23 protein-coding genes and 2 pseudogenes are annotated in these 24,700 nt (G+C 71.8%); 10 read left to right on the top strand and 15 right to left on the bottom strand.

The window, feature by feature from the left end:
* Window positions 1-4 precede the first annotated feature (4 nt).
* The 5 genes and pseudogenes from AQJ67_RS34970 to AQJ67_RS34950 form a co-directional block, all read right to left on the bottom strand.
* Window positions 5-758: pseudogene (locus tag AQJ67_RS34970) on the bottom strand (ABC transporter permease).
* Window positions 759-760: 2 nt separating this feature from the next.
* Window positions 761-1,760, bottom strand: a pseudogene (locus tag AQJ67_RS34965) (ATP-binding cassette domain-containing protein).
* A gap of 72 nt (window positions 1,761-1,832) precedes the next feature.
* Window positions 1,833-2,474, bottom strand: a complete 642-nt coding sequence (locus tag AQJ67_RS34960; protein WP_062723359.1) for a PadR family transcriptional regulator — start codon at window positions 2,472-2,474, stop codon at window positions 1,833-1,835.
* A gap of 48 nt (window positions 2,475-2,522) precedes the next feature.
* A complete protein-coding gene (locus tag AQJ67_RS34955) occupies window positions 2,523-3,983 on the bottom strand; it encodes an aldehyde dehydrogenase family protein (protein WP_062723358.1) in 1,461 nt (486 codons plus the stop codon).
* Window positions 3,984-4,045: 62 nt separating this feature from the next.
* The gene (locus AQJ67_RS34950; protein WP_062723357.1) at window positions 4,046-4,873 is read right to left on the bottom strand and encodes a helix-turn-helix domain-containing protein; all 828 of its coding nucleotides are present in this window, start codon (window positions 4,871-4,873) and stop codon (window positions 4,046-4,048) included.
* Window positions 4,874-5,196: 323 nt separating this feature from the next.
* On the opposite strand from AQJ67_RS34950, the gene AQJ67_RS34945 reads away from it, so the two are divergent.
* A complete protein-coding gene (locus AQJ67_RS34945; protein ID WP_079056352.1) occupies window positions 5,197-5,721 on the top strand; it encodes an ATP-binding protein in 525 nt (174 codons plus the stop codon).
* Between the two features lie 84 nt (window positions 5,722-5,805).
* Here AQJ67_RS34945 and AQJ67_RS34940 read toward each other — a convergent pair whose 3' ends face one another.
* From AQJ67_RS34940 to rpmG, 5 genes are all read right to left on the bottom strand, one after another.
* Entirely contained in the window at window positions 5,806-6,024 is a 219-nt protein-coding gene (locus tag AQJ67_RS34940; RefSeq protein WP_062723414.1) for a DUF397 domain-containing protein, read from the bottom strand.
* Between the two features lie 234 nt (window positions 6,025-6,258).
* A complete protein-coding gene (gene rpsR / locus AQJ67_RS34935) occupies window positions 6,259-6,492 on the bottom strand; it encodes a 30S ribosomal protein S18 (protein ID WP_062723355.1) in 234 nt (77 codons plus the stop codon).
* A 1-nt stretch (window position 6,493) separates the two neighbouring features.
* Window positions 6,494-7,657, bottom strand: coding sequence for a CobW family GTP-binding protein (locus AQJ67_RS34930; protein ID WP_062723354.1), 1,164 nt, complete (start codon window positions 7,655-7,657; stop codon window positions 6,494-6,496).
* Entirely contained in the window at window positions 7,657-7,914 is a 258-nt protein-coding gene (locus tag AQJ67_RS34925) for a type B 50S ribosomal protein L31 (RefSeq protein ID WP_062723353.1), read from the bottom strand. Before AQJ67_RS34925 ends, AQJ67_RS34930 begins: the two co-directional genes overlap by 1 nt.
* A gap of 2 nt (window positions 7,915-7,916) precedes the next feature.
* A complete protein-coding gene (gene rpmG / locus AQJ67_RS34920) occupies window positions 7,917-8,081 on the bottom strand; it encodes a 50S ribosomal protein L33 (protein ID WP_015658813.1) in 165 nt (54 codons plus the stop codon).
* Between the two features lie 62 nt (window positions 8,082-8,143).
* Here rpmG and rpmB point away from each other — a divergent pair, with 62 nt between their 5' ends.
* Both rpmB and rpsN read left to right on the top strand, forming a co-directional pair.
* A complete protein-coding gene (rpmB, locus tag AQJ67_RS34915; protein WP_062723352.1) occupies window positions 8,144-8,380 on the top strand; it encodes a 50S ribosomal protein L28 in 237 nt (78 codons plus the stop codon).
* Window positions 8,380-8,685 carry a 30S ribosomal protein S14 gene (gene rpsN / locus AQJ67_RS34910; RefSeq protein WP_062723351.1) on the top strand — a complete coding sequence of 102 codons (306 nt, stop codon included), beginning with the start codon at window positions 8,380-8,382 and terminating at the stop codon, window positions 8,683-8,685. The genes rpmB and rpsN overlap by 1 nt, the downstream gene beginning before the upstream one ends.
* A gap of 34 nt (window positions 8,686-8,719) precedes the next feature.
* Here the strand turns inward: rpsN and AQJ67_RS34905 are convergent, their stop codons facing one another.
* Window positions 8,720-10,042, bottom strand: a complete 1,323-nt coding sequence (locus tag AQJ67_RS34905) for an RNA-guided endonuclease InsQ/TnpB family protein (protein ID WP_279616913.1) — start codon at window positions 10,040-10,042, stop codon at window positions 8,720-8,722.
* Window positions 10,043-10,065: 23 nt separating this feature from the next.
* Here AQJ67_RS34905 and tnpA point away from each other — a divergent pair, with 23 nt between their 5' ends.
* The 3 genes from tnpA (at window position 10,066) to AQJ67_RS34890 (ending at window position 11,808) form a co-directional block, all read left to right on the top strand.
* Window positions 10,066-10,503 (top strand): IS200/IS605 family transposase, encoded by a 438-nt coding sequence (tnpA, locus tag AQJ67_RS34900; protein WP_079056351.1) that lies wholly within the window; start codon window positions 10,066-10,068, stop codon window positions 10,501-10,503.
* Between the two features lie 177 nt (window positions 10,504-10,680).
* Complete coding sequence (locus AQJ67_RS34895) at window positions 10,681-11,211, top strand: hypothetical protein (RefSeq protein WP_425264200.1); 531 nt, start codon at window positions 10,681-10,683, stop codon at window positions 11,209-11,211.
* A gap of 75 nt (window positions 11,212-11,286) precedes the next feature.
* Window positions 11,287-11,808, top strand: coding sequence for a DUF4232 domain-containing protein (locus AQJ67_RS34890; RefSeq protein ID WP_062723349.1), 522 nt, complete (start codon window positions 11,287-11,289; stop codon window positions 11,806-11,808).
* Between the two features lie 13 nt (window positions 11,809-11,821).
* Here the strand turns inward: AQJ67_RS34890 and AQJ67_RS34885 are convergent, their stop codons facing one another.
* Entirely contained in the window at window positions 11,822-12,967 is a 1,146-nt protein-coding gene (locus AQJ67_RS34885; protein ID WP_062723348.1) for a DUF2786 domain-containing protein, read from the bottom strand.
* A gap of 222 nt (window positions 12,968-13,189) precedes the next feature.
* Between AQJ67_RS34885 and AQJ67_RS34880 the strand changes: the two genes are divergently transcribed.
* Both AQJ67_RS34880 and AQJ67_RS34875 read left to right on the top strand, forming a co-directional pair.
* Window positions 13,190-13,969: a Clp protease N-terminal domain-containing protein gene (locus tag AQJ67_RS34880; RefSeq protein WP_062723347.1), complete on the top strand. Its 780-nt coding sequence runs from the start codon at window positions 13,190-13,192 to the stop codon at window positions 13,967-13,969.
* Window positions 13,970-14,003: 34 nt separating this feature from the next.
* Window positions 14,004-15,707, top strand: a complete 1,704-nt coding sequence (locus AQJ67_RS34875) for a bifunctional 3'-5' exonuclease/DNA polymerase (RefSeq protein ID WP_062723346.1) — start codon at window positions 14,004-14,006, stop codon at window positions 15,705-15,707.
* Here AQJ67_RS34875 and AQJ67_RS45990 read toward each other — a convergent pair whose 3' ends face one another.
* The 3 genes from AQJ67_RS45990 to AQJ67_RS34860 all read right to left on the bottom strand — a co-directional run bounded on the left by AQJ67_RS45990 (window position 15,708) and on the right by AQJ67_RS34860 (window position 21,082).
* A complete protein-coding gene (locus AQJ67_RS45990) occupies window positions 15,708-19,262 on the bottom strand; it encodes an AfsR/SARP family transcriptional regulator (protein WP_079056349.1) in 3,555 nt (1,184 codons plus the stop codon).
* Window positions 19,263-19,672: 410 nt separating this feature from the next.
* Window positions 19,673-20,569, bottom strand: coding sequence for a glycosyltransferase family 2 protein (locus tag AQJ67_RS34865; protein WP_062723345.1), 897 nt, complete (start codon window positions 20,567-20,569; stop codon window positions 19,673-19,675).
* Window positions 20,570-20,641: 72 nt separating this feature from the next.
* The gene (locus tag AQJ67_RS34860) at window positions 20,642-21,082 is read right to left on the bottom strand and encodes a DUF3052 domain-containing protein (protein WP_244190676.1); all 441 of its coding nucleotides are present in this window, start codon (window positions 21,080-21,082) and stop codon (window positions 20,642-20,644) included.
* A gap of 92 nt (window positions 21,083-21,174) precedes the next feature.
* Between AQJ67_RS34860 and AQJ67_RS34855 the strand changes: the two genes are divergently transcribed.
* Together AQJ67_RS34855 and AQJ67_RS34850 are read left to right on the top strand one after the other, a co-directional pair.
* Window positions 21,175-23,517: an ATP-binding SpoIIE family protein phosphatase gene (locus AQJ67_RS34855; RefSeq protein WP_062723343.1), complete on the top strand. Its 2,343-nt coding sequence runs from the start codon at window positions 21,175-21,177 to the stop codon at window positions 23,515-23,517.
* Window positions 23,518-23,519: 2 nt separating this feature from the next.
* On the top strand, window positions 23,520-24,653 hold the full coding sequence (locus tag AQJ67_RS34850; RefSeq protein ID WP_062723342.1) for a LacI family DNA-binding transcriptional regulator: 1,134 nt from the start codon (window positions 23,520-23,522) through the stop codon (window positions 24,651-24,653).
* Window positions 24,654-24,700 lie beyond the last annotated feature (47 nt).

Below are 24,700 nucleotides of genomic sequence, written 5' to 3'. Positions count from 1 at the left end.
GTGGCTAGCGGCTGAGGCGGGCGAACCGCCGTACCGCGAGCGGGAAGAACACCGCGAGCAGTACCAGCGGCCAGATGATCGCCGCCCCGACGGTGTCGGCGGCCGTGCCGCCGAACAGGTCCCGTAGGGCCGTCGCCGTCTGGGACATCGGGTTCGACTCGACGACCGTGCCCAGCCAGCCGGGCATGGAGCCGGGCAGGGCCAGGGCGTTGGAGAGGAAGCCGACCGGCCAGACCAGGATCTGCACCGCCTGGACCATCTCCGGCTTCCCGGCCACCAGCGCCAGGTAGATGCCGACCCTCAGCATGGCGAAGCGGAAGAGCAGGAGCAGTCCCACGGCGCCCAGGAAGGCCCCCGGGCCGCCGTCGGGGCGCCAGCCCAGTGCGTACCCGACGCCCATGAGGACGAAAACGGCCAGCGCCGACTGGAGCATGTCGACCGCCGAACGGCCCACCAGCACCGCCCCGTTGGCCATCGGCATGGACCGGAAGCGGTCCACGACGCCCTTGTTGAGGTCCTGGGTGCCGCGATCATCGTGCCCTCCAGGCCGAAGGCCATGGTGAGCGCGAGCATGCCGGGCAGGAGGTAGTCGATGTAGGAGCCCTCGAACCCCGGCCGCCGCCGACGAGGTAGCCGAACATCAGCAGCAGCATCACGGGGAAGACCAGGTTGACCACGACCTGCACGGGCTGCCGTGCCCAGTGGGCGAGTTCGCGGCGGGTCATGGTCCAGGAGTCGGTCAGGGCGTGGGCGCTCATGCTCATGCGGGCTCCTTCACTCGGTGCTCGTCCCCCGTGAGGTGCAGGAACACCTCGTCGAGCGTCGGCCGGCGCAGCGCGACGTCCTCCGCCTCGATTCCGGCGGCCTCCAGGGCCCGTACGACGCCGGAGAGCGCCGCCATCCGGTCGGTGACCGAGGCGCTGAGCAGGCGCCGGTCGGGGTCGACGGAGATGACGTCCTTCGGTACGGGCAGCAGGGCGACGGCCGCGCCGAGCTGTCCGGCGTCCCGCAGGACGACGTCGATGCGGGAGCCGCCGGTCAGCGCCTTGAGCTGGTCCGCCGTGCCGTCGGCGATCACGCGGCCGGCGTCGACGACCGAGATGCGGTCGGCGAGCTGGTCGGCCTCCTCCAGGTACTGGGTGGTGAGCAGGACCGTGGTGCCGCCGCCGACCAGGAGCGGACCGCGGACCAGACCTCGGTGCGGCCTGGGGGTCCCCCCGCTCGAGCGGAGTTCGAGAGTGGGGGAGGGTCGAGGCGGTGGTGGGTTCGTCCAGGAAGAGCACCTCCGGGTCGGTGATGAGGGACGCCGCCAGATCCAGCCGACGGCGCATGCCGCCGCTGTACTGCCTGACCGGCTTGCGGCCGGTGTCGGCGAGCCCGAAGCGCTCCAGCAGTTCGTCGGCGCGCACGCGCGCGTGGCGGGCGCCGAGGTGGTGGAGGCGGCCGAACATCTCCAGGTTCTGCCGGCCGCCCAACTCCTCGTCCACGGCCGCGTGCTGGCCGAGCAGACCGATGCGCAGGCGCACCTCGTACGCCTGGCGCACCACGTCGTGTCCGGCCACCTCGACCCGGCCGCTGTCCGGCCGCAGCAGGGTGGACAGGATCCGGACCAGGGTTGTCTTGCCCGCGCCGCTCGGGCCGAGCACTGCGTGCACGGTGCCGCGCGCGACCGTGAGGTCGAGCCCGTCCAGTGCGTTCTTTCCGGCCTTGCCGCCGTACTTCTTGCGTGCCCTTTCGACGGTGATCGCCGCGTCGGCCACTGAGACCCCCTCGCTAGTCAAACTTGACTACAAACTCAAAGTAGACCAGCGCCTGGGATTGGTCAAAGTTGATTAGAGGGCATCCCCGGGATGGGACTCCCCCGTCGCGTACGGGTTCTCCTCGTCCTCGGCCAGCACGCCGACGAACGGATCCCCCTCGTCGGCGAAGGTGTAGGCGCCCCCTTGGAGCCGCTCGATCAGCCCGCTGGTCCAGTCCCGCTCGGAGTCCGCCGTGTGGACCCACATGTTCATGATCTCGCCGATGTGACCGAGCTGCCCGGGCCCGTCCTCGGGCACGTAGTGGGCCACGACGGAGGCCCGCCACTCCTCGATCCGCCGGGTCCGCTCCTTCAGCAGCGTCACGGCCTCGGCCCTCGGCAGGTCGACCATGAAGCCGAGGGCGGCCGTCTTCACGTCTCCGCGCTGGTCGTAGGTGACCAGCGCGTCACGCAGCAGCGTGAAGTACTCCTCGGTGCCCGCGTCCGTGAGTTCGTACTCCGTGCGCGGGGGGCCGCCGGCCGTGGACGGCGCGATCTCGTGCGCGTGCAGCAGGCCCTGCTTCGCCATCTGCTTGAGCGCGTGGTAGATCGAGCCGGGCTTGGCGTTGGACCAGTCGTGCGCACCCCAGTACTCCAGGTCGTTGCGCACCTGGTAGCCGTGGGCGCGGCCGTGCATACGGACCGCGCCGAGCACGAGGAGACGGATCGCTGACATGCGGTCCAGGTTATGACCTGGGTCCGCGGCGGGAGCGGCCAGGAAGCCTCAGAACGGGAACCCGCTCCGGCCGTGCTGCACCGAGATCCACTTGATCGTCGTGAACGAGTCCAGCATCGTCTCGCCGTTCAGGCGGCCGAGGCCGGAGTGCTTCTCGCCGCCGAAGGGGACGATCGGCTCGTCGTGGACCGTGCCGTCGTTCACATGGAACATGCCGGTGTCGATCTGCTTGGCGAAGTTCACGCCGCGCTCGACGTTCGCCGTGTGGACGGCGCCGCTCAGGCCGTACGGGGTGTCGTTGACGAGGCGTACGGCCTCCTCCTCGCCGTCGAACGAGATGAGGAAGGCGACCGGGCCGAAGACCTCCTGCCGCAGCAGGGGGGAGCCGGCGGGCACTCCGGTGAGGACCGAGGGCTCGACGAGGTTGTCCGTCGTCGTGCCGTGCACCAGGGCCGTCGCGCCCTCGGCGATGGCCTGCTCCACCGTGGCCGAAAGGGCGTCCGCCTGCGAGGAGTTGATCACCGGGCCGATGACGGTCTCGGGGTCGCGCGGGTCGCCCGCCTTGAGGGTCCGCACCTTGGCGACGAACTTCTCGGTGAACTCGTCCGCCACCGAGCGGTCCACCAGGACCCGGTTGGCGGCCATGCAGACCTGGCCCTGGTGGACGTAGCGGCTGAAGACCGCCGCGTCGACCGCGTAGTCGATGTCGGCGTCGTCGAGGACCACGAGCGCGCTGTTGCCGCCGAGTTCGAGGACCGAGCGCTTGAAGAGGGAGGCGCAGACGGTGGCGACATGGCGGCCGACCTTGTCGGAGCCGGTGAAGGAGATGACCTTCGGGACCGGGTGCTCGATGAAGGCGTCGCCGATCTCCGCGATGTCCGTGACGACGACGTTCAGCAGGCCGGCCGGGAGGCCCGCGTCCTCGAAGATCTTCGCGACCAGGGTGCCGCCGCAGACCGGGGTGTTCTGGTGCGGCTTGAGGACCACGGCGTTGCCGAGCGCGAGGGCCGGGGCGACCGACTTGATCGAGAGGAGGAAGGGGAAGTTGAAGGGGCTGATCACGCCCACGACGCCGACCGGGACCCGGTAGACGCGGTTCTCCTTGCCGTCCGTCGGGGACGGGATGATCTTGCCCTCGGGGCGCAGCGCCAGGTGGACCGCCTCGCGCAGGAACTCCTTGGCGAGGTGGAGCTCGAAGGCCGCCTTCAGCCGGGTGCCGCCGAGCTCGGCGATGATCGCCTCGGTGATCTCCTGCTCGCGGTCCTCTATCAGGCGCAGCGCCTTCTCGAAGACGGCACGGCGGGCGTACGGGTTGGTGGCGCCCCACTGCTTCTGCGCGCGGGCGGCCGCCTGGTAGGCGTCGTCGACCTCGTCGACCGTGGCTATGGTGATCGACGCCAGCTTCTCGCCGTCGTACGGGTTGAAGTCGATGATGTCCCAGGAGCCTGAGCCCGGGCGCCACTCACCGTCGATGTACTGCTGAGCCAGGTCGGTGAAGTAGGACGACATGTGATCCCTCGCTCGGCGTTGATCGTCTTCACGGTCTGATCACACGTCATCGTACTTGTGTTTCAAGAGAGTTGGAGGAGACCCCTGAGAAGATCCCGGCTCTCGTCCGGTCCCGGGCTGTCCTGCTGGAGCTCCTTCAGCGCCGTCTCGTACTGGGTGACGTCCTCGTGCTTGTCGAGATAGAGCGCGCTGGTGAGCTGCTCCAGGTAGACGACGTCGGAGAGGTCTGACTCGGGGAAGCTGAGGATCGTGAAGGCGCCGGACTCACCGGAGTGGCCGCCGAAGCTGAACGGCATGATCTGGAGCCGTACGTTGGGGCGCTGGGAGATCTCGATCAGGTGCTGGAGCTGGCCGCGCATCACCTCGCGGTCGCCGTACGGGCGGCGCAGGGCGGCCTCGTCCAGGACGATGTGGAACTCGGGGGCGCCGCTGTCGTCGAGCAGGTACTTCTGCCGCTCCAGGCGCAGCGCCACGCGCTTTTCGACGTCGGCCGCGCTCGCGCCCCTCATGCCACGTTTGACGACCGCGCGGGCGTACGCCTGCGTCTGCAACAGGCCGTGCACGAACTGCACTTCGTAGGCCCTGATGAGGCTGGCGGCGCCCTCCAGGCCGACGTAGGTGGGGAACCAGCTGGGCAGGACGTCGGAGTAACTGTGCCACCAGCCCGCCACGTTGGCCTCGCGGGCGAGGGAGAGGAGCGAGGCGCGCTCCTGCTCGTCCGTGATGCCGTAGAGCGTCAGCAGGTCCTCGACGTCTCGCGTCTTGAAGCTCACCCGGCCCAGCTCCATCCGGCTGATCTTCGACTCGGAGGCGCGGATGGAGTAACCCGCCGCCTCGCGCGTGATCCCGCGCGCTTCCCGCAGTCGCCTCAGTTGCGAGCCGAGCAGCATGCGCCGCACCACCGATCCGGGCTCTCCCGCGCTCACGTTCGCCAGCCTCCCCAACCGTCTTCAGGGCCCGCAGTCTGCCACTAAATCACTTCGAGCAGTACTCGTCCGATTACAGATATGGAAAGAAGACAAGGGTTACTGACAGGTGGCCGACCTGGAAAGCGGTTGAAGTTGGCGGAAAAAATGGCCAACAAGCGGTACGGGAGCGTCCAATTCGGTCACGTGCACGTGCATCTGCCCTTGCATCTGCTCTGCGCATCGGAAACCATGGTCCCGCGCAACCGCTGCATCGCAACGACCGCGAACTCCCGGGAGTGCCTCGCATGGGGACGAATGGATCGACCATGCTCCAGCCGTTACGGCAGGGCCTTCCGCCGCTGGATCCCGCAGCTGTCTCCAATGCCGCCTCCTGTGCTCTGCCCGCCCGCTATGAAGCGGTGCGTGAGGCGCGGAAGTTCACGCGCCGGACGCTGGAACAGTGGGAACTGGGCGACCGGTTCGACGATGTGTGTCTGGTCGTCTCCGAGTTGGTGACCAATGCCCTGCGCCATGCGTTGCCGGCGGGGGCGCAGCGGGAGTGCGATCAGGTGCCGCCGCCTGTGCGGCTGCATTTGATGCGGTGGACCGAGCGGCTGGTGTGCGCGGTGCGCGATCCCAGTCATGACAGTCCTGTCGCGCGCGATTCCGACGACTTCTCCGCGGAGTCCGGGCGGGGGTTGTTCCTTGTGGACTCCTTCAGTGACAGCTGGGGGTGGCAGCCGTTGGCCGGGGCGCTCAGCGGGAAGGTCGTCTGGGCGTTGTTCATGCTTCCGGCCGGTGGGACCGTGCTGAGGGCCTCGGGAGAGTGACGCGGCAGGGCGGCTGTCGGCGACTTGGGTCTACGCGCGCCACCCGCGCCCGGTGTTCGGATGCGGGTGGGTGGGGCGCTTTGTTCAGCCGACGACCAAGTGGTCGAACTCGCCGTCCTTGATACCCAGGAGCATGGCCTCGATCTCGGCTCGGGTGTAGACGAGCGCCGGGCCGTCGGGGAAGCGTGAATTGCGTACCGCCACGTCTCCGCCGGGCAGGCGGGCGAATTCGACGCAGGAGCCCTGCGAGTTGCTGTGCCTGCTCTTCTGCCAGGCCACGCCGTTCAGATCCGTGGCTGCCATGCCGTTGTACACGTCGTGGTCCACAGATCGCTCCCCGGTGGTGCGGCGGTCAACTGCTTCCGGATCATAGCTCTGTTTCACGTGCACGTGCATGAGCGGATGCACGTGCACGCGGGGTGTTCCTGTGGTTACTCCTGTGACGTATGGGGGCGGGTCTGGGTTCCGGGGGCGTGGGGGAGATGCCTGCGGCGGTCCTCCGTGTAGAGGCCCGCCGCTGCGGGCTTGTCCGGGGGCTCAGCGGGTGGCGTAGGGGAGGAGGGCCATTTCTCTGGCGTTCTTGATGGCCTTGGCCAGGTCGCGCTGCTGTTGGGACGTCACTCGGGTGACTCGGCGGCTGCGGATCTTGCCTCGGTCGGAGAGGAAGCGGCGCAGGAGGTCGGTGTCCTTGTAGTCGATGTAGGTGATGCCTGCCTGGTCCAGGGGGTTGGGGCGGGGCTTGATGGGCTTGCGGCTGGGCTGGCGGGGCATGTCAGACCTCCAGGAGGGTGTCGAAGGCGGGTGGGAGTTGTTTCCAGGCGTCGCGGCCGGCCGCGTACTCGGCGTCGGTGAGGAGGCACGATTCGAGGAGTCGCTCCAGGCCGTCGCGGTCGAGGGCGGGGGACGTGAAGACCAGGTGCTGGCAGCAGTCGCCGTGCTCGGGGTGCCAGTCGAGGGCGGCGGCGGCGCGGCGGATCGGGGGGACCATGTCCCAGGCCGCGTCGGGGAGGGAGGCGAGCCAGGGGCCCGCGCTCTCCACGCACAGGGCGCCGCCCGCCGCGTCCCAGTGGAGCAGGACGTCCGGTTTGTCGGCCAGCCAGAAGCGGCCCCGGCTGCGGGCCGCCGCGCAGGTCAGGTCCTCCAGGGCCGCGTAGAGGCGCTCGGGGTGGAAGGGGCGGCGGCGGTGCCACACGACGGTGCTGACGCCGTGCGCGTCGGCCTCGGCGGGGAGCAGGGCGCAGGCGGGGTGCTGGGCCGCGTCGGCCGACTCGACGTCGAAGCCGGACAGGGCCGCGCGGGCGAGGGGGGACGGGGGGCGGTTGCGGGGTGGCGGCACGGTCAGGTCGTCGGAGGTGACGGGGACCTGGCGGGCCGTCGGGTGGAGTTGGGCCAGGAGCTCGCGGTCCTCGTCGTCGGCCTCCGGGGAGTCGGTGACGGCGAGGACGGGGGCGTACTCGAGTTGGCGGGCGAAGGTGTCGGCGACCGTGCGCTGGTCGGTCGCCGCGGCCGCGAGGCCCCGTTCGGCCAGGTCGTCGCCGTTGCCCAGGTACGGCAGGACCAGTGCCGGGTCGACCGCGGTGATCACACCGGTGAGCGTGAGTCCGCCGGCCGTGACCACCTCGGCCATCGCCTTCGGTTCGACGGAGTCCCAGAGTTCGACGACCGCCATGCGGGTGCCGCCGGCCTCCTGGATCCTGAGCAGTTCCGGCACCAGGTCCTCGCGCAGGGCGCAGCAGGCGCAGTCGTTGACGAGGGGGGCCTCGCCGGTGCTGACGAGGCCGGTGGCGTCGCGGATCGTGCGGACGACCGTGCCCGCGGCGGCCGTCGCGAGGTCGTGGTGGAGTACGACGCTGTCGGGGACGTCGGCGAGCAGCTGGGCGACGGTCGCCCTGCGGGCGTCCGCGTGCAGGCCGGCGACGATCACGACGGAGAGCATCAGCCCTTCTTTCCGTAGCGGCGCTCGAAGCGCTCCACGCGGCCGGCCGTGTCCAGGACGCGGGCCGTGCCGGTGTAGAAGGGGTGGCTCACGTTCGAGATCTCCACGTCGACGACCGGGTAGGTGTGGCCGTCCTCCCACTCGATCGTCTTGGCGGTGGGAACGGCGGCGAGCGTCGAGCGGGTGAGGAAGGCATGGCCTGCGGCTCGGTCGCGGAAGACGACCGGGCCGTATGCGGGGTGGATTCCGTCGCGCATGATCAGCGCTCCTCTCGGAAGTCGACGTGGCGGCCGGCGACCGGGTCGTACTTGCGCAGGGTCATGCGGTCCGGGTCGTTGCGGCGGTTCTTGCGGGTCACGTAGGTGAAGCCGGTGCCGGCGGTGGACCGGAGCTTGATGACCGGGCGGAGTTCGTTGCGTGCCATGCTGCTATCTTACTGAAAATGAATTCCATTAACAGAAGCTAGCGAGGAGAGGTTCGTCACCTGTGTCCGCCCACTGCATGCTGACCGGCGCCCAGCCCGGGTTCGGCAACTCCATTTCCCACTCGCATCGGCGGACCTCCCGCCGGTTCGACCCGAACATCCAGACCAAGCGGTACTGGCTGCCCAGTGAGGGCCGTTATGTGCGGCTGCGGCTGAGCGCCAGGGGGATCAAGACCGTCGACGTCATCGGCGTCGAGGCGGCCGTCGCCCGGATCCGCGCCCGGGGGGTGAAGGTCTGATGGCCAAGAAGAGCAAGATCGCGAAGAACGAGCGGCGGCAGGAGGTCGTCGCGCGGTACGCCGCCCGGCGGGCCGAGCTGAAGGAGATCATCCGGCGGCCGTCGTCGACGGATGCCGAACGGCTGGCCGCGCGGCGGGAGCTGAGCAGGCAGCCGCGGGACGCGAGCGCCACGCGGGTGCGCAACCGCGACCAGGTGGACGGGCGGCCGCGCGGTTATCTCCGGGCCTTCGGGCTGTCCCGGGTGTCGCTGCGGGAGCAGGCGCACGCCGGGTATCTGCCGGGGGTGCGCAAGGCGTCCTGGTGAAGTGCTCTCCCCACTGAAGCCGGGAGATTCCCTCCTACCTTGCGGTGGCGGGCTTGACGCCGCAGGGGCGCCTGACGACTGCCCTTCCGGCAGCCGGGACGAGCGCGTGGCCCGTCCGGTACAGGTGCAGGACGTTCCGTGCGGCGTTGTGGTCGGCGTTGCCGGACCAGCCGCAGCCTTCGTTCTTGCACACGAACAGGGCCTGGGACTCCCGGCTGCCCGGTGTGATGAAGCCGCATATCGAGCAGCGCCGGGAGGTGCCGGGGGCTGGAACCTTGTGGAGGATGCCACCGTGGCGGGCGGCCTTGTACGTCAGCATCGTCACGGTGCGTCCCCATGCTTCTTGGCTGATGGAGCGGTTGAGGCCGGACTTCTGGGCGACGTTCTTCCCCGGGTTCTCGATGGTGCCCCTGGCGGACTTGACCATGTTCGGGATGTCCAGTCTTTCCACCACGATCACGCCGTAGGTGCGGGCGAGGTGGGTGGTGGTCTGGTGCTGCCAGTCACTCGCCCTGCGCTTGGCTGTCGCGCGGAGGCTTGCGATCTGGTCGTAGGTCCGCTTCAGCCGGTTGGAGGTCTTTTCGCCCGGCTTGCGGAAACTCTTGCGGTGCGCGGCCCGCTGCTCCAGCCGGAGCAGCTTGGCCTTCTCGTCGGGGTTGAGCCATTTGTCCCGGTCGGCCGTTCCGCCCGGGAGGCGGGCGGGGCGACCGTGGTCCTGGTGATGGCCGTCGGACAGGGCGAGCGGGATGGTGACTCCCGCGTCGATGCCGACCTCGGGACCAGCGTGCGGCTCGGGCACGGTGGCGAGGCTCTGGACGCGAAAGGCGATGTGCCAGCCGAGCGCCTCCTTGACCAGCCGGGCGCCGGTGATCTTGTTGTCGGCGTCCGCGTCCTTGCCGATGGGGAGGTCTTTGGTCCAGCGGAAGCGGACGCGGCCGATCTTGGGGATGCTGACCATGCCCCAGCGGCGGTGCACGCGCTTGATCTGCAGGTCACGCCCCTGCGGGACGTCCACGGACATCACCGTACGGAAACGGGCCTTGAAGTTCGGCGCTTCGGCCCGGCCGTTCCAGCAGTTCTTCCACGCCTGGAAGTACGTCTTCAACACCGCCTGGGCGGCCTGGGCGGGAAGGACCGCGAGCCAGTCGATGTCCCTGCGGGCCTGGCGGATCGCGGCGTCCGCCGCGGCAAGCGTGCGCCTGCCCTTCGGCAGCATCGTCCACCAGTCGTGCAGGAGGTTCCACGTCGTACGGGCGGCGTGCGCCTGGGCGTCCATGAGCCGGATCTGTGCAGGGGTCATTGCCAGCCGGGTGCGGTGCCCGAACTGCCGCTTCTCCTGTGCACGTTCCGTGACCACACGATCACTGTCGCATTCGGTCTATGTCACCGCGCTGGAACCCAAATCCTGATGTACGCACCGGTCGTCAGGTCGTCTACAACCTTCATGTCCACTTGGTGTTCGTCACCAAGTACCGGCGCCGGGCCATGACAGACGTGACAGACGAGGTGCTGACGCGCTGCGAAGAGATCATGCGCGAGGTCTGCGAGGGCTTCGAGGCTGAACTGAGGCAGTTCAACGGCGAAGAGGACCACGGTCACCTGCTCGTGCACTACCCGCCCAAAGTCCAGCTCTCCAAGCTGGTCAACTCCCTCAAGGGCGTCTCCTCCCGCTACCTGCGCAAGGAGTACGCCACTCACGTCCGCCGCTTCCTGTGGGGCGGCCACTTCTGGTCCGGCTCCTACTTCGCCGGAAGCTGTGGCGGGGCGCCATTGACCGTCGTTCGCCAGTACATCGAGAACCAGCGGCGCCCCGTGTGACGGCCCTCGTGGGCGCCTTGAAGGGTGGACCACTGCGCAAGATCAAAGGTAGAGGTGGCGGGCGGGTGTGCCGGTGAGTCCTGCCGTGGAAGGGACTGCCTGGTAACTTGCTGCGGTCGTTTCGGCCAACGTGGCCGACTCGGCCGTATGCCGACCGCTACAGCTTGGGAGCTTCCAGTGACCTCGGCGACTTTCTCGCGTACGCGCACGATGTCGGGCCGGCGACTGCGGGTCGTGGCGGTGGCCGCGTCCCTGGCCGGCGCGCTCGTCCTGACCGCGTGCAGCGGCGACGGCGGCTCCGACGCCAAGCCCACGGACGGCTCCTCGGGCGGTTCCTCCGCGTCCGCCAGTGCCAACACGGGCGGCGGTACGGGCGGGTCTGCCTCGCCCTCCGGCGAACTGGAGGGCAGCTGGCTGGCCACGACCGACGGCAAGGCGGTCGTGCTGGTCGTCACCGGCGCCAAGGCCGCGCTCTTCACGACCGGCGGGACCGTGTGCAGCGGGACCGCCGGTGAGCAGGACGGGATGCGGATGATCCGCCTCAAGTGCCCGGACGCCCGCAAGGACCGGGCCGTCGGGATGGTCGACTCCGTCGGCGAGGAGCAGCTGAAGGTCACCTGGGAGGGCGGTCTCGGCGCGGAGACGTACACCAAGGCGGAGGGCGGGAAGCTGCCGACGGGGCTGCCCACGGGCGGTCTGGGTTCGTGATGTTTGATCGGTGACTGTCCGCCCCACCTGTGCGGTGACCGCCACCCGGTCGCCGACGTCTCCCCCAGAGGACCCATGCGCGCCACTTCCCTCACCGTCGCCGCCTTCGCCGCGGCCCTCCTCCTGACCGCCTGCGACGACGGGAACCAGGGCCAGGACAGCAAGGCCGACTCCGCCTGCGCCGAGTTGAGCGTGCGGTTCGGGCCCGGCAACGCCGCGCCCGCCGCCGGGGACACGGGCAACGTGCCCGTCACGATCACCAACGGCGGCGACGCCGAGTGCGTCCTGGAGGGGTTGCCCGGTGTCGAGTTGGACTCGGGCGACGCCATGACCGGCGTCCCGGTCGACGAGGCCGCCAAGGCCGCCGGGGCGAAGAAGACGACCCTCACGAAGGAGGCCTCCACCTCCTTCACCCTCACCTACGTCCGGGGTGAGGGCGGCGGCACCAAGAGCCTCGGCGTGCGGCGGGTGAAGATCCAGCTGCCCGGGGTCGACGGGACGCGCGACTTCAAGTGGTCGTACGGCGATGTCGCGCTGAAGAGCGACGGGAAGACGCCGGACGCCTCGGTGAGCGGGTTCCAGCAGTCCGGCGACTGAGTCCCCCCGGGGGTCAGCGCAGGGGGCGGCGCGGGGCTACTTGTGCCCTGTCGGCCGCCTCCGAGCCCTCGACCCAGCCCGCCTCGTCGCTGACGCCGCGCAGACGGGTCGTGGTCGTCTCCGGGAACATGCGGTCCAGTCGGTCGGTGACGGCCACCTCGCGGGAGGCGAGGACCGGGAGCAGGTCCTGGGTGACCTGGGTCTGCGCCGCCTCGGCCAGGCGGGTGCCTATGCGGTGCGCGTAGGCCGCGAGGAACGACTGCCGGAAGGTCTTCGTACGCTTGCGTCCGCCCGCCCGCTGGGCCGCCTCCGCCCTGGTCATCGCGGTCTGCGCCTGCACGAGGAGCGAGGTGTGCAGGAGTTCGACCACCTCCAGGTCGGCCTCGAAGCCGACGACCGTGGAGAAGGCGAACGGCTCGTTCCACACGGCACGGCAGTGGTTGGCGGTCGCCACCGCGTCCAGCAGGACGGCCTTCGCCTGTTCGTACGGCGGTTCGACACCGATCCGGCAGGCGCCGGGCACGTCCTTCGAGGCGTCCGGGGCGTGCGTACGGCTCGCGAGGAGGGCGTCGTCGATGCTGTGCCGGGCCATCAGTTCCTGTGCCTTGGCGCTGAGCGCCTCCGCCTCCTCGGGAAAGCCCGTCGCCTCCGCCTTCGCCAGCAGCGCCCGGATGCGGCCGAGCATGCGGGACTCGGGCCGGGGCCGCCCGGCGGCCGACGTGACCGGCTCGTCCAAGGGCTCCAGCGCGGGCAGGCGCAGCAGCAGGCGGTACAGCTCCAGGACGGCGGTCGCGTGCGAGAAGCGGTCCGGGCGGGGCGGCGCCTCGGTGGGCAGGTCGTCGAGCTGAGCGGTCCAGCGGGGGCCGCGGGGCCGGTCGTCCGGCCGCTGCGCCCGGATCAGCGCCGCGAGCAGCCGTACGTGCGCCTCGTCCAGCTCCCGCCGCACCAGCCGTACGACATCGGCGGGCTGCCAGCCGCGCCGCCAGGCCGCCGCCACGAACTCCCGCCCACGCCGGTCGAGCTCCGCGTCCGCCCCGGGGGCGGCGGCGAGGAGAGAGGCACCGGTGTCGAGGGCGTCGTCGGAGTCGGCGTAGAGGGCGTGCTGGAAGGCCCGGTCGACGGGGTTCGGGGTGTCGCTCTGACTGTTCGTGCTGCTCACTCGGTGATGGTGCCATGGGGTGGGAGGGGGGCGGCTCGGCGCCTGTGGCGTTGGGGGGTGCCTGGTTTCCGGGGGCATGGATGGGATTCGGGCCGTGCGTTTTGCTCATCCCGGTGCCGTGACCTGGCGGTATTCCGACAGCCGTTTGCTTCGCCAAGGCACCGTGACGGCGAGTGTCAACTGAAGGTTGACAGTCAGGGGGTGTCAACTTACGGTTGACACATGTCGACGAACCCGAGCATCACGTCATCCGTACGTCTCGACGAGCTCATCGCGGCCATCAAGAAGGTCCACGACGAGCCCCTCGACCAGCTGCAGGACGCGGTGATCGCCGCCGATCACCTCGGTGAGGTGGCCGACCACCTGATCGGTCACTTCGTGGACCAGGCCAGGCGGTCCGGTGCCTCCTGGACCGACATCGGCAAGAGCATGGGCGTCACCCGACAGGCCGCGCAGAAGCGGTTCGTGCCCAAGGAGTCGACCGACCTCGACCCGCAGCAGGGCTTCGGCCGCTACACGCCGCGTGCCCGCAACACGGTGATGGCCGCCCACAACGAGGCCGTCGCCGCGCGCAACGCCGAGGGCCGCCCCGAGCACCTCGTCCTCGGTCTGCTGGCCGAGCCGGACGGGCTGGCCGCGAAGGCGATCACGGCCCAGGGCGTCCTGCTGGACTCGGTCCGCCAGGCCGCCACCGCCGCCCTGCCGCCGGCCGCCGACGACGTCCCCGAGCTGGTCCCCTACGGCTCCGACGCCAAGAAGGTGCTGGAGCTGACCTTCCGCGAGGCCCTGCGCCTCGGCCACAACTACATCGGCACCGAGCACATCCTGCTCGCCCTGCTGGAGTTCGAGAACGGCAGCGGTGTGCTGTACGGGCTCGGGCTCACCAAGGACACCGTGGAGGCGTACCTCGTCGAGATGCTCTCCCAGTTCCTGAACAGCGGGGTGCAGACGGTCAAGGAGGCCGGTGAGGGGGCCGGGGAGGAGGGTGCGGCGCAGGGCTGAGGGCGTTGTCAGACCCGGGTGCCACACTCGCTGCATGACCGACCGGTGGGCGCTCGCTCCGGCCGAGGAAGGTGGCGTCGAGATCGCCCCCCTCGGCCCGGACGGGCTGCCGTCGGGGCCGGTGCGCCGGGAGGCGGACCTGGGTGCGGCCGTGCGGGGGCGGCCGGAGGTCACGCGGTGGGTGTGGCGGTCCACCCCGGAGGTCTATCCGCGCCTGCTCGCCACGGGGGTGCGGGTGGAGCGGTGCTACGACATCGAGGACGCCGAGACGCTCCTGCTCGGCCACGAGGGGCGGCACGGGGAACCGAGGTCGGCAGCCGCCGCTCTCGCCCGGCTGCGCCGCCTCCCGGTGCCACCCGACCCGCCCCAGCGGGCGGCCGAACCGGGCTCGCAGTCCCCGCTCTTCGAACCGCAGGCGGTCCATGTGCCGCTGGCCGACCTCGTCGAGGTCTACGCCGACCAGCAGCGCCGGCACGACGCCACCGCCCACCCGGAGCGGATGCGGCTGCTCACCGCGGCCGAGTCGGCGGGGATGCTCGTCGCCGCCGAGATGAACCGGGCGGGGCTGCCGTGGAGCGCCGAGGCGCACCGCCGGGTGCTGCACGAACTGCTCGGCGAGCGGTACGCCGGGGGCGGGGAGCCGCGGCGGCTGGCCGAGCTGGCGGACGAGGTGTCGGCGGCCTTCGGGCGCCGGGTGCGGCCCGATCTGCCGGCCGATGTGATCAAGGCCTTCGCGCAGGCCGGGATCAAGGTCAGATCGACCCGGCGCTGGGAGATCGAGTCCCTCGACCACCCGGCCGTGAAGCCGCTGGTCGAGTACAAGAAGCTGTATCGGATCTGGGTGGCGCACGGCTGGTCCTGGCTCCAGGACTGGGTGCGGGACGGGCGGTTCCGGCCGGAGTTCCTCGCGGGCGGGACGGTCACCGGACGGTGGGTGACCAACGGCGGAGGCGGGCTGCAGATCCCGAAGGTCATCCGGCGTGCCGTGGTCGCCGACCCCGGCTGGCGGCTCGTCGTGGCCGACGCCGACCAGATGGAACCCCGGGTGCTGGCGGCGATCTCCCGTGACCCCGGGCTGATGGAGGTGGCCGGCCGGGAGAGCGACCTCTACCAGTCCGTCTCCGACCGCGCCTTCTCCGGCGACCGCGCCCAGGCCAAGCTCGCCGTGCTCGGCGCCGTGTACGGGCAGACGTCCGGCGACGGGCTCAAGAACCTCGCCGCGCTCAGACGCCGGTTCCCCAGGGCGGTGGCGTACGTCGACGAGGCGGCGCGGGCCGGTGAGGAGGGGCGGCTCGTACGGACCTGGCTGGGGCGGACGTGTCCACCGGCGGCCGGGGCGACGGAGGACGCCGCCGAGGAGGCGGGCATTCCCGTGCCGGACGCCGAGGACGAGCCCGGCGGCGGCTCCGGTCCCCAGGAGTGGGTGCCGGGTTACGCCTCGACCAACGCCCGCGCCCGGGGCCGCTTCGCCCGGAACTTCGTGGTCCAGGGCAGCGCCGCCGACTGGGCGCTGCTGCTGCTCGCCGCGCTGCGGCGCACCTGTGCGGACATGGCGGCGGAACTGGTCTTCTTCCAGCACGACGAGGTGATCGTGCACTGTCCCGAGGAGGAGGCCGAAGCGGTCGTGACGGCGATCCGGGAGGCGGCGGAGCTGGCGGGGCGGCTGACGTTCGGGGAGACGCCGGTGCGGTTTCCGTTCACCACGGCGGTGGTGGAGAGCTATGCCGACGCGAAGTGATCAGCGCCGGACGGCGTCGGTGGCCGGGTCGGGCAGCAGCTGCCTCAGCTCCTCGACGACCGCCTTCTCGTCGGTGCCGTCCAGGAGATCGAGAGCCGTGCGCCATTCCGCGTGCGCCTCCTGGACACGGCCGCGCTCGTGCAGCAGAAGCCCCTTCTGGTGGCGGGCCAGACCGCCCGTGTAGCGGTCGGCCCGGGCGTCGGCGCGGGTCAGGAGTTCGGCCAGGGCGTGGGTGGCGGGCTCGGTGCGGCCCAGGAGGCGCAGGGCGCGGACCAGGCCGAGGCGGGTCTGGGACTCGCCGTGCCAGTCGCCGTGGCCGCCGAGGATGCGCAGGCTCTCCTCGAAGTGCGTGGCGGCAGCCGCCGGTTCGCCGAGGGTGAGGTGGGCGTAGCCGATGTTGCAGTGGGCGGAGTGCTGCACGATGACGTTGCCGATCTCGTCGCCGATCGCGAGTGAGCGGCGGTGCTGCTCGATGGCGGCGCGCGGGTCGGTGTGCTCGTACAGGTTGCCGAGGTGGCTGTAGGTCACGGCCTCGCCGTGCGGGTCGTTCAACTGCCGCGAGTACTCCAGGCTCTGGCGCAGGGCTTCGCCCGACTCGGCGTAGCGGCCCAGCCCTTCGAGCAGCAGGCCCCGGTTGTTGAGGCAGCGGCGCGTCCAGGAGACCACTTCGAGCCGCCGCCAGATCGCCAGGGCACGGTCGTTGAGGTGGAGCGCCTCGGACTGACGGCCGGTCAGGAAGTGCAGACCGGCGAGGTCGCCCAGCGCGTAGGCCTCGGCGGCCTCGTCCCCGAGCCGCCGCGCGACGCGGAGCCCGGCGCCGCCCAGCAGTTCCATCTCGGCGACTCGGCCGCTGCGCTGGAGGTAGGGGAAGAGGAGACGGATGAGGGTGGAGAGGAGGGGGGCGGCCGGGTTGTGGGGGGTGGTGGTGTGCGGGGTGGTGGTGTGCGGGGTGGTGGTGTGCGGGACGGTGGTGTGCGTGGTGATGGCGTGCGGGACGGTGGCGTGCGGGACGGTGGGGCTGTCCTGTTCGTCGTGGTCGGCGCCGCCGTGGCGCTCCGCCAGCGCGACGATGTTCTCCAGTTCCAGGTCGGCCCAGGCGAAGGCGGCTTCGGGGCTGTCGAAGGCCGCCACGGTGTCGACGGTCGTCGCGTGGTCCTGCGGTTGGGTCGGGGTCGGGCGGCGACGGTCGTCCCGGTCGAGGCCCGGTTCGACGATGGCGGTGAGGGTGCGTTCGGCTGCGGCGGCGTACCAGCGCAGGGCGGTCTCGGCGGTCCCGGTGAAGTCGCCGTCGCTCTCGGCGAGTTCGCGGGCGAAGTCGCGCACCAGGTCGTGGGGGGTGTAGCGGCCGTACGCCGTCTCCTCCAGTAGGGCCACGTCGACGAGGCGGTCGAGGGCGGCCTCGGCGCGGCGCTCGTCGGTGCCGGTGAGGCGGGCCAGCAGGGGGGCGCCGTACGCGGGCAGGTCCAGGGCACCGATGCGACGCAGGGCGAGGGCGGCGTCCCGGTCGGCCTCGCGGTCGGAGGCGGCGAGGGCGTCGTGGGCGACGGCGAGGGAGCGGCGGACGCTCAGGTCGTCGTACTCCAGGTGGTGCAACCTGCTCTCGGTGGCGGCGAGTTGGCGGGCCAGCACCTCAGGGGTGAGGGCGCTGCGGGCGGCGAGTCGGGCGGCGACGACGCGGAGGGCGAGCGGGAGGCCGCCGGTGAGGGCAACGAGGGGGTGGACGGCGTCGATGGGGGCGGTGGTGCCGTCGGGGGCTCGCTCGGCGGTGTCGTGGCCGTCGCGGGCGCCTCGGCCCGAGGCCGCGCGCAGCAGCGCCGCGCTGTCCTCGGCCGGCAGCGGGGTGAGCGGGAAGCGGTGGACGCCGTCGAGGGCCGTCAGCGGGGAGCGGCTGGTGACGATCACCGCGCAGCCGGGGGCGGCCGGGAGCAGCGGGCGTACCTGCGCGGCGTTCGCGGCGTCGTCCAGGACGACGAGCGTGCGGGTCGGTGCGAGCAGGGAGCGCAGCAGCGCGGCGGCCGCGTCGGGGTGTTCGGGGATGGCGCGGGGGTCGGTGCCGAGGTCGCGGAGGAGTGCGGTGAGGGCCTGGCCGGAGGTGAGCGGGGGCATGCCGGGAGTGGCGCCGTGCAGGTTGACGTGGAGCTGACCGTCGGGAAACCGATTCGCCAGCCCATGGGCGGCCTCCAGCGCGAGCGCGCTCTTGCCGACGCCGGCCATGCCGCTGATGACGGCCACGGCCGTGTGGGGGCGCTGCCGCGCGGGCGCGGGGGTCGGCGCCGAGGTCGGGGATGGGGTTGAGGTCGGGGTCGGGGTCGAGGTCGGGGTCGGGGTCGGGGTCGGGGTGAGGGTGCGGCGCAGGTCGTGCAGTACGGCGGTGCGGCCGGTGAAGTGGGCTGGGGGTGGCGGGAGTTGGGCGGGGCGGGGAGGGTCGGTGGGGGTGACCCGGGGTGGGGTGGGCGGGGTGGTGGTGGAGGCGTCCGGGTCCCTGGGGGCGGGGGCAGCCGACATATGCGTCTCGCGGACGGACGGGGCGGGGTGCGGGCGGTGGAGGGGGTCGTCATCGCGCGTAGCGTCGAGGTTCGCGGGGGCGTCGGGCAGGTCGGCCTCGGGGCCGGCGGCAGCGTCGGAGGCGCCGGGGACCAGGGCGCCGCCGTGTTCGGCCGGGCCCTGTGTCGCCGTCCTCAGGTCATGGTGGACCCCGGCCCGCGCGGGACCGTCCGCCGGGCCCGCCGGGCCCGCCGCGCCCCCGCCCCACCCACGGCCGGCTCCCTCTCCCCCGCGCAGCACCTCCACATGCGCCTCCCGCACCCCCGCCCCCGGTTCCACGCCGAGCTCCTCGATCAGGCGGGTGCGCAGGACGCGGTGGACGGTCAGGGCCTCGGCCCGCCGGCCGGTGTGGTGGAGGGCGAGCATCAGGTGGCGGTGGAAGGACTCGCGCAGGGGGTGCTCGGCGGCCAGGGCGGTCAGCTCGGGTACGAGGGCGTCCAGGCCCGGGCCCGCGATGTTCAGCTCGGCGTCGTAGCGCCACTCCAGAAGCAGCAGCCGCGCCTCCGCCAGACGCTGCACGAGGGCGTAGCCGCCGACCTCGGCGGGCAGGCCGGCCAGCGGCGTGCCCCGCCACAGCGCGAGCGCCCGGGTGCACTCGCGCACCGTACGCTCCCAGTCCCGTCCGGCGTGGGCGACGCGGGCCGCGGCGACGCGGCTGACGAAGACGTCGACGTCCAGTTCGCCCTCGTCGACGCGCAGGACGTAGCCGGGCGGCACCGCGCGCAGCCGTTCGGGGCGGTCGAGCAGGCGGCGCAGCCGGGCCACGTGGTTGTGCAGCGAGGCCTGTGCGGAGGCGGGCGGCGCGCCGCCCCACAGCACGTCCTTCAGCGACTCCACGGAGACGACCCGGCCACCCTCCAGCAGCAGCGCCGCGAACAGAGCCCGCACCTTGGGGCTGCTGATCATCCGGACGGGGAGGTCCTGGGCGTCGTAGGAGGAGGCCTCCTCAGGGGCGTCCTCGAACACCACCGGTGGTCCCAGCAGTCCGAACCGCAGCTCGTACCGCTTCACGCCGCCACTGCCTTCCCGCGCGGCGGGCCGTACCCGTGCCCGCGATCCGCCTCTTGTACGGCGGACGGCGGGCCGTACCCGTGCCCGCGATCCGCCTCTTGTACGGCGGTTTTCCGCCACCCTCTTATCGACGGCTCTCGGCCGGACAGCGTTCCATCCAGGCCGTTTCCTTCTGCCGTCCATCGACTTCACGCCAGCGGAAGCGCGTCGGAACGGGCAACCGTTGGCCACATGTTAGCGATCCGTTGGCGCGACCTGATGTGATCACTACATCGGATCCGGCCGACGGTGCGCGCGTACGACGCGCAACTCGGGGGAGTGTCGCCGCCGCGCCGGATCCTGGGACGCATGTGGGTCCCGGTCGGCGGAGGTGAACGACCGGGGCCCGCGTCCCCTCCCCCGGCCCCCTCTCAGATGACCGGCGGCCGGCCGAGGCGGCACAGTCCCCACACGGTGCGCCAGCGCATGGGACGCCGCTCCCCCGCCGGTTCCCGCAGCCCCTCCAGGAAGCCGCCGAACCAGGCGCGCAGGCCGGCCGGCGAGTTCCTGTTGCGCACGAGGGTGAGGAGCACCCACACCCCGAGGTGCACCGGGATCAGCGCGAGCGGCAGTCGGCGGCGGGTCAGCCAGACGCGGTTGCGGGCGTTCACCCGGAAGTAGATGGCGTGCCGGGCGGGCGAGGTCTTCGGGTGCTGGAGGAGCAGTTCGGGCGCGTAGAGGATGCGCCAGCCCGCGTCGGCGGCCCGCCAGGCGAGGTCGGTCTCCTCGTGGGCGAAGAAGAACTCGGCGGGCCAGTCCCCGGTCTCCGCCAGCATCGTCATACGCAGCGCGTGCCCGCCGCCGAGGAAGCCGGTGACGTAGCCGCCGCGCATCGGGTCCGCCCCGCCGATCCTCGGCACGTGCCGCTGCTGGGTCTCGCCCCGCTCGTCGGCGATGCGGAAGCCGACGATGCCGAGCCGGTCGTCGGCCGCGTACAGGTCCCGTACGCGGCGCAGGACGTCGGCGTCGACGAGGAGCCCGTCGTCGTCCAGCTCGACCACGACGTCGACGTCGCCGAAGGCGCGCAGCCGCGCGAGGGCCACGTTCCGGCCACCCGGACAGCCCAGGTTCTCGTCGAGCTCGATCGGCGTGACCTCGCCGGGCAGCCCCAGCCGCTCGGCGAACTCGGGGAGCGGGCAGCCGTTGCCGACGACGACGATCCGGACGGGGGCGAGATCCTGCTTGGCCACGGACCCGAGCAGCGCGTCGACCTCGGCGGGGCGGTTCCCCATGGTCACCACGGCGACAGCGATCCTCGGTTCCGTCATACCCCGCCCTGCCCTCACCTCGTACCGGCTGCGATTACCGCCGCGATGCTAGTGGTTCACAGTAAGGACTTCTCAAGTTCGCCGGTTGCCGCGGTTCTCCCTGCGCCTCACGAACTTCAGTCCCGACCAGTCCGTGCCCAGTGCCGCGACCTTCACGTCGACGACCCCGAGCGGGAGGAAGAGGTCCCGCAGTCCGTTCTCGGTGATGTCGCTGACGTGGCCGGCCGCTCGTCTGGGCCAGGCGATCCAGAGCATGGCGTCATCAGCGAGGTCGTCGACCAGGCCGGGGGCTTCGGCGACGAGTTCGACGTACGACCGGTGGAACGCGACGGCGACGTCCGCGCCCCGCGGGCCTCCCTCGGCCATGTCGCAGCCCGCCGGCAGCCCGGGGATGGCCCAGCCCGCGGGCGCGTGCCGGAGCCGGATCCGGTGGCCCGGCCGCACACCGATCTTCCGCGCGAGCGGGGTACCGGTGGCGCCCGCGCCTGCGGCACCCGTACCGGAATCGGACACGGTGACCTCCTCTCGTTCACGCACAGGAATCCGATGATGCATGCATAGGAATCCGACTTGTCCGATTCTCCCGTGACGCGCACGCTGGAACCGTGTGGTCACCAGATGCCGCGACAGCCACCATCAGCCTTCAGGGCGTCGTCACGGGGTGGAGCGAGGGTGCCCGGCGGCTGCTGGGATACGTCGCGGCCGAGGTCGTGGGGCGGGCCGCGGCCGATCTGCTCGTGGACCGGGAGGCGACCGGCTTCTCCCCGGTGGGCTCCGAGGAGTGGAGCGGTACGGCGGTCCTGAGACACCGCGACGGACGGCGCGTCGAACTGACCCTGCACGCGCATCCCTCGCTGGACGGCGGCGGCGCGACCCAGGCGTTCGTGGTCACCGCCACCACCGGAACGGCCGCCTCCGACCGCGACCGGCGGATGGTGGAGTGGGCCTTCGCCCAGTCCTCGATCGCCCTGTCCACCTACAGCGCCGCCTCGGGTTCGTGGCGGCTGAACGCGGGCGCGGAGACCGACCCGCTGGGCGAGGCCCGGTCCGACGAGGGTTTCCTCAGGTGTGTGCGGCGGGTCGCCGAGGAGGCCATGCCGATGCGGTACGAGGGGTTCGCCCCGGCGCCGCCCGCCGCCGCGACCCGGCACCGCTCCTGGATCGTCGAGCTGTGGCCCGTCAAGGACCCGGTGTCCGGCGAGGTGGCCGGGGTCGGCACCGCCGCCTTCGACAGCAGCGAGCAGTACGCCGCCCGGCAGCGGCTGGCCCTGCTGAACGAGGCGGGCTCCCGGATCGGCACCACCCTGGACGTCGCCCGCACCGCCCAGGAACTCGCCGATCTGGCCGTACCCCGGCTGGCCGACTTCATCAGCGTGGACCTGCTCGACTCGGTGGTGCGCGGGGAGGAGCCGGTGCCGGGGACGGTCGACGTCGCCGTGATGCTGCGCCGGGTCGCCCACCAGTCGGCGGCCGAGGGCGGGGGCGTGCCCGAGGCGGCCGTCGCCCTCGGCGGGATCGACACCTATCCGTCGTTCTCGCCGCCGGCCCGCTCCCTGACCAGTGGGCGGCCGGTGCTCAGCGGGGTGGACGACCCCGACTTCGCCCGCTGGGTCGGCGAGCACGAGGCACGGGCCGCCGTGGTGCGGGAGCACGGCTTCCACTCGGTCATGGCGACCCCGCTGCGGGCCCGCGGCATCACCCTCGGCGTCGCGGTCTTCGTCCGCGGCAAGGGCTCGCCGCCCTTCCAGCAGGACGACCTGATCCTCGCCGAGGAACTCGCGGGCCGGGCCGCCGTCGGTGTGGACAACGCCCGCCGCTACACCCGCGAGCGCACCAACGCGCTCACGCTCCAGCGCAGCCTGCTCCCCCGCGACACGCCGAAACAGGCGGCCGTCGAGGTGGCGTACCGCTATCTGCCGGCCGGTACGGGCGCGGGCGTCGGCGGCGACTGGTTCGATGTCGTCCCGCTGTCCGGCACCCGGGTCGCCCTGGTCGTCGGCGATGTCGTCGGGCACGGCATCCACGCCTCGGCGACCATGGGGCGGCTGCGGACCGCCGTGCGCACCCTGGCCGACGTGGACCTGCCCCCGGACGAGCTGCTCACCCACCTCGACGACCTGGTCACCCATCTCACCTCGGACGACGACAGCACCGTCCGCGACCTGCCGTACACCGGCGGGATCGGCGCGACGTGTCTGTACGCCGTGTACGACCCGGTCTCGCGGATCTGCACCCTCGCCAGCGCCGGCCATGTCCCACCGGTGCTGCTGCTGCCCGACGGCACCGTCAGCGTCGTCCGGCTCACGCCCGGTCCGCTGCTCGGCGTCGGCGGCCTCCCCTTCGAGGCGACCGAGCTGGAGCTGCCGGAGGGCAGTCTGCTCGCCTTCTACACGGACGGCCTGATCGCCCGGGACCGCGACATGGGCCTGGGCCTCGAACGGCTCTGCGAGGCGATGTCCTCCCCGGTGCCCTCGCTGGAGATCACCTGCGACGCCGTGCTGCGGGCCATGCTCCCCGAGAGCCCCGCCGACGACGTGGCCCTCCTGCTGGCCCGCACCCGCGCCCTGCACGCCGACCAGGTCGCCGCCTGGGCCCTGCCGTCGGACCCGGCGATCGTGGCCGACGCCCGCGCGCAGGCCACCCGGCAGCTCGCGGCGTGGGGCCTTCAGGAGGCGGCGTTCGTGACCGAGCTGGTGGTGAGCGAGCTGGTCACCAACGCCATCCGCTACGGCGACGTACCGATCGGGCTGCGGCTGATCCGGGACCGCACCCTGATCTGCGAGGTGTCCGACGCCAGCAGCACCGCCCCGCATCTGCGCCGGGCCCGTACCTACGACGAGGGCGGCCGCGGGCTGCACATGGTCGCGCAGCTCACCCAGGGCTGGGGCACCCGCCAGACGCCCACCGGCAAGACGATCTGGGCCGAGCAACCCCTCCCGGTCGGCTGACCATGACCGAGCACCCGCGCGCCCCCACGAGGCCATCGGCCGGGGGAGACCGCGCCACGCACACCCTCGGGCTGCTCTACCCCCCGTCCGGCCGCAAGGGGGACTACACCACGATGCAGCTCGCCTTCATCGGCGGCGTCGCCGAGGCCGCCGCGTCGCACGGCTACGACATGCTGCTCTCCCCCGCCGAGACGGCCGACGACGACTCGTTCCGGCGGATGGTCGGGCCGCGGCCGGAGCACGTCGAGGGGCCCGGAGGCGCAGGTGCGCCGCGGGTGGACAGTGCGACGCGGAGCGGCGATGCGCCATGGTTCGACGGGGTACCTCGGAGCGGCGATGCGCCACGGGCCGACGGGGCACCTCGGAGCGGCGATGCGCCACGGGCCGACGGGGCACCTCGGGGCGGCGATGCCCCGCGGGTGGACGGTGTGATCGTGATGGAGATCCGCCGCGAGGACAGCCGGGTCGAGCTGCTCGCGGCGGCGGGCTTCCCATTCGTGGCCATCGGCCGCAACCACCGCTGCGACGGGGCGGGCTGGGTCGATCTGGACTTCGCCGGGCTGGCGAGCGGCTGTGTACGGCACCTCACCGACCTGGGCCACCGACGGATCGCCTTCGTCAACCGCTCCGAGCAGCTGTTCAACGTCGGCTACGGCTTCGCCCGGCTCGGCCACGAGGGCTACACCACCGCGATGACGGACGCCGGCCACGAGCCGCGCGCCTACCTGTGCGGCGACGACCTCGCCTCGGGCGAGGAGGTCGTGACGCGGATCCTCGCCGACGATCCGGCGACCACCTCGCTGGTCACCATGAACGAGGCGGCGCTGGAGGGCGTCTACCGCGGGCTGACCCGGCACGGCCGCAGCGTGCCGCGCGACTTCTCGGTCGTCGGGGTGGCGGCGAGCCCCTGGGCCGAGCAGGTGTCCCCGCCGCTGACCGCCGCCGAGATCCCCGCCAAGGAGATGAGCCGGGTCGCCGTCGAGCTGATGGTGGAACGCCTGCGCTCCCCCGGCTCCACGCCCCGGCACGTCCTGCTGAAGCCGCTGATCACCCTGCGGGGCAGTACGGGACGGTGCCATCCGGTGCCCGGTTCGGAACCCGAGCCGGAATTCCCCGATTTCGACCTGGATTTCTGATACGTCGGGGTATACCGAGCCGGCACTCCGAGCCGAGCCGGCACTCC

It is taken from the genome of Streptomyces caeruleatus (assembly GCF_001514235.1).
Taxonomy (GTDB): domain Bacteria; phylum Actinomycetota; class Actinomycetes; order Streptomycetales; family Streptomycetaceae; genus Streptomyces; species Streptomyces caeruleatus.
Note: the sequence above shows the minus strand (reverse complement) of the source record. Positions and strands in the feature narration are given on the sequence as shown.